The organism is Escherichia sp. HH26CH (assembly GCF_009820205.1).
Lineage (GTDB): Bacteria > Pseudomonadota > Gammaproteobacteria > Enterobacterales > Enterobacteriaceae > Escherichia > Escherichia coli_F.
This window is the reverse complement of the sequence record NZ_VNXM01000038.1, coordinates 129,050-141,833: the sequence shown is the minus strand read 5'-3', so window position 1 is coordinate 141,833 and position 12,784 is coordinate 129,050. Positions and strand designations below refer to the sequence as shown.

11 protein-coding genes are annotated in these 12,784 nt (G+C 53.6%); all 11 read left to right on the top strand.

What is annotated here, in order from left to right; translation table 11 throughout:
* The first annotated feature begins 73 nt into the window (after positions 1-73).
* The 11 genes from cra (at position 74) to murG (ending at position 12,756) form a co-directional block, all read left to right on the top strand.
* A complete protein-coding gene (cra, locus tag FQ015_RS12615; RefSeq protein WP_000762400.1) occupies positions 74-1,078 on the top strand; it encodes a catabolite repressor/activator in 1,005 nt (334 codons plus the stop codon).
* A gap of 600 nt (positions 1,079-1,678) precedes the next feature.
* Positions 1,679-2,137 (top strand): division/cell wall cluster transcriptional repressor MraZ, encoded by a 459-nt coding sequence (mraZ, locus tag FQ015_RS12610; RefSeq protein WP_001295770.1) that lies wholly within the window; start codon positions 1,679-1,681, stop codon positions 2,135-2,137.
* Position 2,138: 1 nt separating this feature from the next.
* Positions 2,139-3,080 (top strand): 16S rRNA (cytosine(1402)-N(4))-methyltransferase RsmH, encoded by a 942-nt coding sequence (gene rsmH, locus FQ015_RS12605; RefSeq protein ID WP_000970479.1) that lies wholly within the window; start codon positions 2,139-2,141, stop codon positions 3,078-3,080.
* On the top strand, positions 3,077-3,442 hold the full coding sequence (ftsL, locus tag FQ015_RS12600; protein ID WP_000625658.1) for a cell division protein FtsL: 366 nt from the start codon (positions 3,077-3,079) through the stop codon (positions 3,440-3,442). The genes rsmH and ftsL overlap by 4 nt, the downstream gene beginning before the upstream one ends.
* A 15-nt stretch (positions 3,443-3,457) precedes the next feature.
* A complete protein-coding gene (gene ftsI / locus FQ015_RS12595) occupies positions 3,458-5,224 on the top strand; it encodes a peptidoglycan glycosyltransferase FtsI (RefSeq protein WP_000642212.1) in 1,767 nt (588 codons plus the stop codon).
* The gene (murE, locus tag FQ015_RS12590; RefSeq protein ID WP_000785117.1) at positions 5,211-6,698 is read left to right on the top strand and encodes a UDP-N-acetylmuramoyl-L-alanyl-D-glutamate--2,6-diaminopimelate ligase; all 1,488 of its coding nucleotides are present in this window, start codon (positions 5,211-5,213) and stop codon (positions 6,696-6,698) included. The genes ftsI and murE overlap by 14 nt, the downstream gene beginning before the upstream one ends.
* Entirely contained in the window at positions 6,695-8,053 is a 1,359-nt protein-coding gene (murF, locus tag FQ015_RS12585; protein ID WP_160524112.1) for a UDP-N-acetylmuramoyl-tripeptide--D-alanyl-D-alanine ligase, read from the top strand. The genes murE and murF overlap by 4 nt, the downstream gene beginning before the upstream one ends.
* The gene (mraY, locus tag FQ015_RS12580) at positions 8,047-9,129 is read left to right on the top strand and encodes a phospho-N-acetylmuramoyl-pentapeptide-transferase (RefSeq protein ID WP_000964131.1); all 1,083 of its coding nucleotides are present in this window, start codon (positions 8,047-8,049) and stop codon (positions 9,127-9,129) included. The genes murF and mraY overlap by 7 nt, the downstream gene beginning before the upstream one ends.
* Before the next feature lie 2 nt (positions 9,130-9,131).
* Positions 9,132-10,448, top strand: a complete 1,317-nt coding sequence (murD, locus tag FQ015_RS12575) for a UDP-N-acetylmuramoyl-L-alanine--D-glutamate ligase (RefSeq protein ID WP_000796453.1) — start codon at positions 9,132-9,134, stop codon at positions 10,446-10,448.
* The gene (ftsW, locus tag FQ015_RS12570) at positions 10,448-11,692 is read left to right on the top strand and encodes a cell division protein FtsW (RefSeq protein ID WP_001295532.1); all 1,245 of its coding nucleotides are present in this window, start codon (positions 10,448-10,450) and stop codon (positions 11,690-11,692) included. The genes murD and ftsW overlap by 1 nt, the downstream gene beginning before the upstream one ends.
* On the top strand, positions 11,689-12,756 hold the full coding sequence (gene murG, locus FQ015_RS12565; protein WP_039021822.1) for an undecaprenyldiphospho-muramoylpentapeptide beta-N-acetylglucosaminyltransferase: 1,068 nt from the start codon (positions 11,689-11,691) through the stop codon (positions 12,754-12,756). The genes ftsW and murG overlap by 4 nt, the downstream gene beginning before the upstream one ends.
* The last annotated feature ends 28 nt before the right edge of the window (positions 12,757-12,784 follow it).

The following is a 12,784-nucleotide window of genomic DNA, read 5'->3' as shown; positions in this document are numbered from 1 at the left end:
GCTTAGATGTTAATGAATTTAACCCATACCAGTACAATGGCTATGGTTTTTACATTTTACGCAAGGGGCAATTGTGAAACTGGATGAAATCGCTCGGCTGGCGGGAGTGTCGCGGACCACTGCAAGCTATGTTATTAACGGCAAAGCGAAGCAATACCGTGTGAGCGACAAAACCGTTGAAAAAGTCATGGCTGTGGTGCGTGAGCACAATTACCACCCGAACGCCGTGGCAGCTGGGCTTCGTGCTGGACGCACACGTTCTATTGGTCTTGTGATCCCCGATCTGGAGAACACCAGCTATACCCGCATCGCTAATTATCTTGAACGTCAGGCGCGGCAACGGGGTTATCAACTGCTGATTGCTTGCTCAGAAGATCAGCCAGACAACGAAATGCGTTGTATTGAGCATCTTCTACAGCGTCAGGTTGATGCCATTATTGTTTCGACGTCGTTGCCACCAGAGCATCCTTTTTATCAACGCTGGGCTAACGACCCGTTCCCGATTGTCGCGCTGGACCGCGCCCTCGATCGTGAACACTTCACCAGCGTGGTTGGTGCCGATCAGGATGATGCCGAAATGCTGGCGGAAGAGTTACGTAAGTTTCCCGCCGAGACGGTGCTTTATCTTGGCGCGCTGCCGGAGCTTTCTGTGAGCTTCTTGCGTGAGCAAGGTTTCCGTACTGCCTGGAAAGATGATCCGCGCGAAGTGCATTTCCTTTATGCCAACAGCTATGAGCGGGAGGCGGCTGCCCAGTTATTCGAAAAATGGCTGGAAACGCATCCGATGCCGCAGGCGCTGTTCACAACGTCGTTTGCGTTGTTGCAAGGGGTGATGGATGTCACGCTGCGTCGCGATGGCAAACTGCCTTCTGACCTGGCAATTGCCACCTTTGGCGATAACGAACTGCTCGACTTCTTACAGTGCCCGGTGCTGGCAGTGGCTCAACGTCACCGCGATGTCGCAGAGCGTGTGCTGGAAATTGTCCTGGCAAGCCTGGACGAACCGCGTAAGCCAAAACCTGGGTTAACGCGCATTAAACGTAATCTCTATCGCCGCGGCGTGCTCAGCCGTAACTAAGCCGCGAACAAAAATACGCGCCAGTGAATTTCTCATTGGCGCGTCGAGTACGGGAATGGACATCAATATCCTTAAAGTAAATAAGACTATTCCTGGCTATTATTGATAAATGCTTTTAAACCCGCCCATTAATTAACTCACCTGCTGAAATTCACAATAATTAAGCAATATTGACAGAGCGTTTTTGCATTATTTTGTTACATGCAGAGATGAATTGCCGATTTAACAAACACTTTTCTTTGCTTTTGCGCAAACCTGCTGGCATCAAGCGCCACACAGACGCAACAGGGACTGTTAACCGGGGAAGATATGTCCTAAAATGCCGCTCGCGTCGCAAACTGACACTTTATATTTGCTGTGGAAAATAGTTAGTCATTTTAAAACGGTGATGACGATGAGGGATTTTTTCTTACAGCTATTCATAACGTTAATTTGCTTCGCACGTTGGACGTAAAATAAACAACGCTGATATTAGCCGTAAACATCGGGTTTTTTACCTCGGTATGCCTTGTGACTGGCTTGACAAGCTTTTCCTCCGCTCCGTAAACTCCTTTCAGTGGGAAATTGTGGGGCAAAGTGGGAATAAGGGGTGAGGCTGGCATGTTCCGGGGAGCAACGTTAGTCAATCTCGACAGCAAAGGGCGCTTATCAGTGCCTACCCGTTATCGGGAACAGCTGCTTGAGAACGCTGCCGGTCAAATGGTTTGCACCATTGACATTCATCACCCGTGCCTGCTGCTTTACCCCCTGCCTGAATGGGAAATTATCGAGCAAAAATTATCGCGTCTGTCGAGCATGAACCCGGTTGAGCGCCGTGTGCAGCGCCTTCTGTTAGGTCATGCCAGCGAATGTCAGATGGATGGCGCCGGTCGATTGTTAATCGCGCCAGTACTGCGGCAACATGCCGGGCTGACAAAAGAAGTGATGCTGGTTGGACAGTTCAACAAGTTTGAGCTGTGGGATGAAACAACCTGGCATCAACAGGTCAAGGAAGATATCGACGCAGAGCAGTTGGCTACTGGAGACTTATCGGAGCGACTGCAGGACTTGTCTCTATAAAATGATGGAAAACTATAAACATACTACGGTGCTGCTGGATGAAGCCGTTAATGGCCTCAATATCCGTCCTGATGGCATCTACATTGATGGGACTTTTGGTCGCGGTGGTCACTCACGTCTGATCCTCTCGCAGCTTGGCGAAGAGGGGCGTTTGCTGGCGATCGATCGCGACCCGCAGGCTATCGCCGTTGCGAAGACTATTGATGATCCGCGCTTCTCCATCATCCACGGACCTTTCTCCGCGCTGGGCGAATACGTTGCCGAGCGCGATCTTATCGGCAAGATCGACGGAATTCTCCTCGATCTTGGTGTCTCTTCACCGCAACTTGATGATGCAGAACGCGGCTTTTCCTTTATGCGCGATGGCCCGCTGGACATGCGTATGGACCCAACCCGCGGCCAATCCGCTGCTGAGTGGCTGCAAACCGCAGAAGAAGCTGATATCGCCTGGGTATTGAAAACCTACGGCGAAGAGCGTTTTGCCAAACGCATTGCCCGTGCCATTGTCGAGCGAAACCGCGAACAGCCGATGACCCGCACCAAAGAACTGGCGGAAGTCGTGGCTGCCGCAACGCCGGTGAAAGACAAATTCAAACATCCCGCGACCCGTACCTTCCAGGCGGTGCGCATTTGGGTAAACAGTGAACTGGAGGAGATAGAGCAGGCGCTAAAAAGCTCGCTCAACGTGCTGGCCCCTGGGGGGCGGCTTTCAATCATCAGCTTCCACTCGCTGGAAGACCGCATTGTGAAGCGCTTTATGCGTGAAAACAGCCGCGGCCCGCAAGTTCCGGCAGGGTTACCGATGACTGAAGAGCAGCTCAAAAAACTGGGTGGACGTCAGCTGCGAGCACTAGGCAAGTTGATGCCGGGCGAAGAAGAGGTGGCTGAGAACCCTCGTGCCCGTAGTTCAGTTCTGCGTATTGCAGAGAGGACGAACGCATGATCAGCAGAGTGACAGAAGCTCTAAGCAAAGTTAAAGGATCGATGGGAAGCCACGAGCGCCATGCATTGCCTGGTGTTATCGGTGACGATCTTTTGCGATTTGGGAAGCTGCCACTCTGCCTGTTCATTTGCATTATTTTGACGGCGGTGACCGTGGTAACCACGGCGCACCATACCCGTTTACTAACCGCTCAGCGCGAACAACTGGTGCTGGAGCGAGACGCTTTAGACATTGAATGGCGCAACCTGATTCTTGAAGAGAATGCGCTCGGCGACCATAGCCGTGTAGAAAGGATCGCCACGGAGAAGCTGCAAATGCAGCATGTTGATCCGTCACAAGAAAATATCGTAGTGCAAAAATAAGGATAAACGCGACGCATGAAAGCAGCGGCGAAAACGCAGAAACCAAAACGTCAGGAAGAACATGCCAACTTTATCAGTTGGCGTTTTGCGTTGTTATGCGGCTGTATTTTATTGGCACTGGCTTTCCTGCTGGGGCGCGTTGCCTGGTTGCAGGTAATCTCCCCGGATATGCTGGTGAAAGAGGGCGACATGCGCTCTCTTCGCGTTCAGCAAGTATCCACCTCCCGCGGCATGATTACCGATCGTTCTGGTCGCCCGTTAGCGGTGAGCGTGCCGGTAAAAGCGATTTGGGCTGACCCGAAAGAAGTGCATGACGCTGGCGGTATCAGCGTCGGTGATCGCTGGAAGGCGCTGGCTAACGCACTCAATATTCCGCTGGATCAGCTTTCCGCCCGCATTAACGCCAACCCGAAAGGGCGCTTTATTTATCTGGCGCGTCAGGTAAACCCTGACATGGCAGAGTACATCAAAAAACTGAAGCTGCCGGGGATTCATCTACGTGAAGAATCTCGCCGTTACTATCCGTCTGGCGAAGTGACCGCTCACCTCATCGGCTTTACTAACGTCGATAGTCAGGGGATTGAGGGCGTCGAGAAGAGTTTCGATAAATGGCTTACCGGGCAGCCTGGCGAGCGCATTGTGCGTAAAGACCGCTATGGTCGCGTAATTGAAGATATCTCTTCCACCGACAGTCAGGCGGCACACAACCTGGCGTTGAGTATTGATGAACGCCTGCAGGCGCTGGTTTATCGCGAACTGAATAACGCGGTGGCCTTTAACAAGGCTGAATCCGGTAGTGCCGTGCTGGTGGATGTCAACACCGGTGAAGTGTTGGCGATGGCTAACAGCCCGTCATACAACCCAAACAATCTGAGTGGCACGCCGAAAGAGGCGATGCGTAACCGTACCATCACCGACGTGTTTGAACCTGGCTCAACGGTCAAACCGATGGTGGTGATGACCGCGTTGCAACGTGGCGTGGTGCGAGAAAACTCGGTACTGAATACCGTTCCTTATCGGATTAACGGCCACGAAATCAAAGACGTGGCACGCTACAGCGAATTAACCCTGACCGGGGTATTACAGAAGTCGAGTAACGTCGGTGTTTCCAAACTGGCGTTAGCGATGCCGTCCTCAGCGTTAGTAGATACTTACTCACGTTTTGGACTGGGAAAAGCGACCAATTTGGGGTTGGTCGGAGAACGCAGTGGCTTATATCCTCAAAAACAACGGTGGTCTGACATAGAGAGGGCCACCTTCTCTTTCGGCTACGGGCTAATGGTAACACCGTTACAGTTAGCGCGAGTCTACGCAACTATCGGCAGCTATGGCATTTATCGCCCGCTGTCGATTACCAAAGTTGATCCCCCGGTTCCCGGTGAACGCGTCTTCCCGGAATCCATTGTTCGCACCGTGGTGCATATGATGGAAAGCGTGGCGCTACCGGGCGGTGGCGGCGTGAAGGCGGCGATTAAAGGCTATCGTATCGCCATTAAAACCGGTACCGCGAAAAAGGTCGGGCCGGACGGTCGCTACATCAATAAATATATTGCTTATACCGCAGGCGTTGCGCCTGCGAGTCAGCCGCGCTTCGCGCTGGTTGTTGTTATCAACGATCCGCAGGCGGGTAAATACTACGGCGGCGCCGTTTCCGCGCCGGTCTTTGGTGCCATCATGGGCGGCGTATTGCGTACCATGAACATCGAGCCGGATGCGCTGACAACGGGCGATAAAAATGAATTTGTGATTAATCAAGGCGAGGGGACAGGTGGCAGATCGTAATTTGCGCGACCTTCTTGCTCCGTGGGTGCCAGACGCACCTTCGCGAGCACTGCGAGAGATGACACTCGACAGCCGTGTGGCTGCGGCGGGCGATCTCTTTGTAGCTGTAGTAGGTCATCAGGCGGACGGGCGTCGATATATCCCGCAGGCGATAGCGCAAGGTGTGGCTGCCATTATTGCAGAGGCGAAAGATGAGGCGACCGACGGTGAAATCCGTGAAATGCACGGCGTACCAGTCATCTATCTCAGCCAGCTCAACGAGCGTTTATCTGCACTGGCGGGCCGCTTTTACCATGAACCCTCTGACAATTTACGTCTCGTGGGCGTAACGGGCACCAACGGCAAAACCACGACTACCCAGCTGCTGGCGCAGTGGAGCCAACTGCTTGGCGAAACAAGCGCGGTAATGGGTACTGTTGGTAATGGCCTGCTGGGAAAAGTGATCCCGACAGAAAATACCACCGGTTCGGCAGTCGATGTTCAGCATGAGCTGGCGGGACTGGTGGATCAGGGCGCGACTTTTTGCGCAATGGAAGTTTCCTCCCACGGACTGGTACAGCACCGTGTGGCGGCATTGAAATTTGCGGCGTCGGTCTTTACCAACTTAAGCCGCGATCACCTTGATTATCATGGTGATATGGAACACTACGAAGCCGCGAAATGGCTGCTTTATTCTGAACATCATTGCGGTCAGGCGATTATTAACGCCGACGATGAAGTGGGCCGCCGCTGGCTGGCAAAACTGCCGGACGCGGTTGCGGTATCAATGGAAGATCATATCAATCCGAACTGTCACGGACGCTGGTTGAAAGCGACCGACGTGAACTATCACGACAGCGGTGCGACTATTCGCTTTAGCTCAAGCTGGGGCGATGGCGAAATTGAAAGCCATCTGATGGGCGCTTTTAACGTCAGCAACTTGCTGCTGGCGCTGGCGACGCTGCTGGCGCTGGGCTATCCGCTGGCTGATCTGTTAAAAACCGCCGCGCGTCTGCAACCGGTTTGCGGACGTATGGAAGTGTTCACTGCACCGGGCAAACCGACGGTGGTGGTGGATTACGCGCATACGCCGGATGCATTGGAAAAAGCCTTGCAGGCTGCACGTCTTCACTGTGCAGGCAAGCTGTGGTGCGTCTTTGGCTGTGGTGGCGATCGCGATAAAGGTAAGCGTCCACTGATGGGAGCAATTGCTGAAGAGTTTGCTGACGTGGCGGTGGTGACGGACGATAACCCGCGTACCGAAGAGCCGCGTGCCATCATCAACGATATTCTGGCGGGAATGTTAGATGCCGGACATGCCAAAGTGATGGAAGGCCGCGCTGAAGCGGTGACTTGCGCTGTTATGCAGGCTAAAGAGAACGATGTGGTGCTGATCGCGGGCAAAGGCCATGAGGATTATCAGATTGTTGGCAACCAGCGTCTCGACTATTCCGATCGCGTCACGGTAGCGCGTCTGCTGGGGGTAATTGCATGATTAGCGTAACCCTTAGCCAACTTACCGATATTCTAAACGGTGAACTAAAAGGGGCAGATATCACCCTTGATGCTGTAACCACTGACACACGAAAACTGACGCCGGGTTGCCTGTTTGTTGCCCTGAAAGGCGAACGTTTCGATGCCCATGATTTTGCTGACCAGGCGAAAGCTGGCGGTGCGGGTGCACTACTGGTTAGCCGTCCGCTGGATATCGATCTGCCGCAGTTAATCGTCAAGGATACTCATCTGGCGTTTGGTGAACTGGCTGCATGGGTTCGCCAGCAAGTTCCGGCGCGCGTGGTTGCTCTGACCGGTTCCTCCGGCAAAACCTCCGTTAAAGAGATGACGGCAGCGATTTTAAGCCAGTGTGGCAACACGCTTTATACGGCAGGCAATCTCAACAACGACATCGGTGTACCGATGACGCTGTTGCGCTTAACGCCAGAGTACGATTACGCAGTAATTGAACTTGGCGCGAACCATCAGGGCGAAATTGCCTGGACTGTGAGTCTGACTCGCCCGGAAGCGGCGCTGGTCAACAACCTGGCAGCGGCGCATCTGGAAGGTTTTGGCTCGCTTGCGGGTGTCGCGAAAGCGAAAGGTGAAATCTTTAGCGGCCTGCCGGAAAACGGTATCGCCATTATGAATGCCGACAACAACGACTGGCTGAACTGGCAGAGTGTGATTGGCTCACGCAAAGTGTGGCGCTTCTCACCGAATGCTAACAACAGCGATTTCACCGCCACCAATATCCACGTGACCTCGCACGGTACGGAATTTACGCTGCAAACCCCAACGGGTAGCGTCGATGTTCTGCTGCCGTTGCCGGGGCGTCACAATATTGCGAATGCGCTGGCAGCCGCTGCGCTCTCCATGTCCGTGGGCGCAACGCTTGATGCTATTAAAGCGGGGCTGGCAAATCTGAAAGCTGTTCCTGGCCGTCTGTTCCCCATTCAACTGGCGGAAAATCAGTTGCTGCTCGACGACTCCTACAACGCTAACGTCGGCTCCATGACCGCCGCTGTTCAGGTACTGGCTGAAATGCCGGGCTACCGTGTGCTGGTGGTGGGCGATATGGCGGAACTGGGCGCTGAAAGCGAGGCCTGCCATGTACAGGTGGGCGAAGCGGCGAAGGCGGCGGGTATTGACCGTGTGTTAAGTGTGGGTAAACAAAGCCATGCTATCAGTACCGCCAGCGGCATTGGCGAACATTTTGCCGATAAAACTGCGCTTATCACACGTCTTAAATCACTGATTGCTGAGCAACAGGTAATTACGATTTTAGTTAAAGGTTCACGTAGTGCTGCCATGGAAGAGGTAGTACGCGCTTTACAGGAGAATGGGACATGTTAGTTTGGCTGGCCGAACATTTGGTCAAATATTATTCCGGCTTTAACGTCTTTTCCTATCTGACGTTTCGCGCCATCGTCAGCCTGCTGACTGCGCTGTTCATCTCATTGTGGATGGGCCCGCGCATGATTGCTCATTTGCAAAAACTTTCCTTTGGTCAGGTAGTGCGTAACGACGGTCCTGAATCACACTTCAGCAAGCGCGGTACGCCGACCATGGGCGGGATTATGATCCTGACAGCGATTGTGATCTCCGTGCTGCTGTGGGCATACCCGTCCAACCCGTATGTCTGGTGCGTGTTGGTCGTGCTGGTCGGTTACGGTGTTATTGGCTTCGTTGATGACTATCGCAAAGTAGTGCGTAAAGACACCAAGGGGTTGATTGCTCGCTGGAAGTATTTCTGGATGTCGGTTATTGCGCTGGGTGTTGCTTTCGCTTTGTACCTTGCCGGGAAAGACACGCCCGCAACGCAGCTGGTGGTCCCGTTCTTTAAAGATGTGATGCCGCAGTTGGGGCTGTTCTACATTCTGCTGGCTTACTTCGTCATTGTGGGTACTGGCAACGCGGTAAACCTGACTGATGGTCTCGACGGTCTGGCAATTATGCCGACCGTATTTGTCGCCGGTGGTTTTGCGCTGGTGGCGTGGGCGACCGGCAACATGAACTTTGCCAGCTATTTACACATACCGTATCTACGACACGCCGGGGAACTGGTCATTGTCTGTACCGCGATAGTCGGGGCAGGGCTGGGCTTCCTGTGGTTTAACACCTATCCGGCGCAGGTCTTTATGGGCGATGTCGGTTCGCTGGCGTTAGGTGGCGCGCTGGGCATTATCGCCGTACTGCTGCGTCAGGAATTCCTGCTGGTGATTATGGGCGGCGTGTTTGTCGTTGAAACCCTGTCGGTTATTTTGCAGGTCGGCTCCTTTAAACTGCGCGGACAACGTATTTTCCGCATGGCACCGATTCATCACCACTATGAACTGAAAGGCTGGCCGGAACCGCGTGTCATTGTGCGCTTCTGGATTATTTCGCTGATGCTGGTCCTGATTGGTCTGGCAACGCTGAAGGTACGTTAATCATGGCTGATTACCAGGGTAAAAATGTCGTCATTATCGGCCTGGGCCTCACCGGGCTTTCTTGCGTGGACTTTTTCCTCGCTCGCGGTGTGACGCCGCGCGTTATGGATACGCGGATGACACCGCCTGGCCTGGATAAATTACCCGAAGCCGTAGAACGCCACACGGGCGGTCTGAATGATGAATGGCTGATGGCGGCCGATCTGATTGTCGCCAGTCCCGGTATTGCACTGGCGCATCCATCCTTAAGCGCTGCCGCTGATGCCGGAATCGAAATCGTTGGCGATATCGAGCTGTTCTGTCGCGAAGCACAAGCACCGATTGTGGCGATTACCGGTTCTAACGGCAAAAGCACGGTCACCACGCTAGTGGGTGAAATGGCGAAAGCGGCGGGCGTTAACGTTGGCGTGGGTGGCAACATTGGCCTGCCCGCGTTGATGCTGTTGGATGCTGAGTGCGAACTGTACGTGCTGGAGCTGTCTAGCTTCCAGCTTGAAACCACCTCCAGCTTACAGGCGGTAGCAGCGACCATTCTGAACGTGACTGAAGATCATATGGATCGCTATCCATTTGGTTTACAGCAGTATCGTGCGGCAAAACTGCGCATTTATGAAAATGCGAAAGTTTGCGTGGTTAATGCTGATGATGCCTTAACAATGCCGATTCGTGGTGCGGATGAACGCTGCGTTAGCTTTGGTATCAATATGGGCGACTATCACTTGAATCATCAGCAGGGTGAAACCTGGCTGCGGGTGAAAGGCGAGAAAGTGTTGAACGTGAAAGAGATGAAACTTTCCGGTCAGCATAACTACACCAATGCGCTGGCGGCACTGGCGCTGGCAGACGCAGCTGGTTTGCCACGCGCCAGTAGCCTGAAAGCGTTAACTACGTTCACTGGTTTGCCGCATCGCTTTGAAGTGGTGCTGGAACATAACGGTGTGCGCTGGATTAACGACTCGAAAGCGACCAATGTCGGCAGTACGGAAGCGGCGCTCAATGGCCTGCACGTAGATGGCACGCTGCATTTGTTGCTGGGCGGCGATGGTAAATCGGCGGACTTTAGTCCGCTGGCACGTTACCTGAATGGCGATAACGTACGTTTGTATTGTTTCGGTCGTGACGGCGCACAGCTGGCGGCACTGCGCCCGGAAGTGGCAGAACAAACCGAAACCATGGAACAGGCGATGCGCTTGCTGGCTCCTCGTGTTCAACCAGGAGATATGGTTCTGCTCTCCCCGGCCTGTGCCAGCCTTGATCAATTCAAGAACTTTGAACAACGAGGCAATGAGTTTGCCCGTCTGGCGAAGGAGTTAGGTTGATGCGTTTATCTCTCCCTCGCCTGAAAATGCCGCGCCTGCCAGGATTCAGTATCCTGGTCTGGATCTCCACGGCGCTAAAGGGCTGGGTGATGGGCTCGCGGGAAAAAGATACCGACAGCCTGATCATGTACGATCGCACCTTACTGTGGCTGACCTTCGGCCTCGCGGCGATCGGCTTTATCATGGTGACGTCCGCATCAATGCCTATCGGACAACGCTTGACTAACGATCCCTTTTTCTTCGCTAAGCGTGATGGTGTCTACCTGATCCTGGCGTTCATTCTGGCGATCATTACGCTGCGTCTGCCGATGGAGTTCTGGCAACGTTACAGCGCTACGATGCTACTCGGTTCAATCATCCTGTTGATGATCGTTCTGGTAGTGGGTAGCTCTGTTAAAGGGGCATCGCGTTGGATCGATCTCGGCTTGCTGCGTATCCAGCCTGCGGAGCTGACAAAACTGTCGCTGTTTTGCTATATCGCCAACTATCTGGTGCGTAAAGGCGACGAAGTGCGTAATAACCTGCGCGGCTTCTTGAAACCGATGGGCGTGATTCTGGTGTTGGCAGTGTTACTGCTGGCACAGCCAGACCTTGGTACGGTGGTGGTGTTGTTTGTGACTACGCTGGCGATGTTGTTCCTGGCGGGGGCGAAATTGTGGCAGTTCATTGCCATTATCGGCATGGGGATTTCAGCGGTTGTGTTACTGATCCTCGCCGAACCGTACCGTATCCGCCGTGTTACCGCATTCTGGAATCCGTGGGAAGATCCCTTTGGTAGCGGCTATCAGTTAACGCAATCGCTGATGGCGTTTGGTCGCGGCGAACTGTGGGGGCAAGGTTTAGGTAACTCGGTTCAAAAACTGGAGTATCTGCCGGAAGCACACACTGACTTTATTTTCGCCATTATCGGCGAAGAATTAGGTTATGTCGGTGTGGTACTAGCACTTTTAATGGTATTCTTCGTCGCTTTTCGTGCGATGTCGATTGGCCGTAAAGCATTAGAAATTGACCATCGTTTTTCCGGTTTTCTCGCCTGTTCCATTGGCATCTGGTTTAGCTTCCAGGCGCTGGTTAACGTAGGTGCGGCGGCGGGGATGTTACCGACCAAAGGTCTGACATTGCCGCTGATCAGTTACGGTGGTTCGAGCTTACTGATTATGTCGACAGCCATCATGATGCTGTTGCGTATTGATTATGAAACGCGTCTGGAGAAAGCGCAGGCGTTTGTACGAGGTTCACGATGAGTGGTCAAGGAAAGCGATTAATGGTGATGGCCGGCGGAACCGGTGGACATGTGTTCCCGGGACTGGCGGTTGCGCACCATCTAATGGCTCAGGGTTGGCAAGTTCGCTGGCTGGGGACTGCCGACCGTATGGAAGCGGACTTAGTGCCAAAACATGGCATCGAAATTGATTTCATTCGTATCTCTGGTCTGCGTGGTAAAGGTATAAAAGCACTGTTAGCTGCGCCTCTGCGTATTTTTAACGCCTGGCGTCAGGCACGGGCGATTATGAAAGCGTTCAAACCTGATGTGGTGCTCGGTATGGGCGGCTACGTATCAGGCCCAGGTGGTCTGGCCGCGTGGTCGTTAGGCATTCCGGTTGTACTTCATGAACAAAACGGTATTGCGGGCTTAACCAATAAATGGCTGGCGAAGATTGCCACCAAAGTGATGCAGGCGTTTCCAGGCGCTTTCCCTAATGCGGAAGTGGTGGGTAATCCTGTTCGTACCGATGTGTTGGCGTTGCCACTGCCGCAGCAACGTTTGGCTGGACGTGAAGGTCCGGTTCGTGTGTTGGTAGTGGGTGGTTCCCAGGGCGCACGTATTCTTAACCAGACAATGCCGCAGGTTGCAGCAAAGCTGGGCGATTCAGTCACTATCTGGCATCAGAGCGGCAAAGGTTCGCAACAAACCGTTGAACAGGCATATGCCGAAGCAGGGCAACCGCAGCATAAAGTGACGGAATTTATTGATGATATGGCGGCGGCGTATGCGTGGGCGGATGTCGTCGTTTGCCGCTCCGGTGCGTTAACGGTGAGTGAAATCGCTGCGGCAGGACTACCGGCGTTGTTTGTGCCGTTTCAACATAAAGACCGCCAGCAATACTGGAATGCTCTACCGCTGGAAAAAGCGGGCGCAGCCAAAATTATCGAGCAGCCACAGCTTAGCGTGGATGCTGTCGCCAACACCCTGGCCGGGTGGTCGCGAGAAACCTTATTAACCATGGCAGAACGCGCCCGTGCTGCATCCATTCCGGATGCCACCGAGCGAGTGGCAAATGAAGTGAGCCGGGCTGCCCGGGCGTAATTGTAGCGATGCCTTTTGCATCGTATGA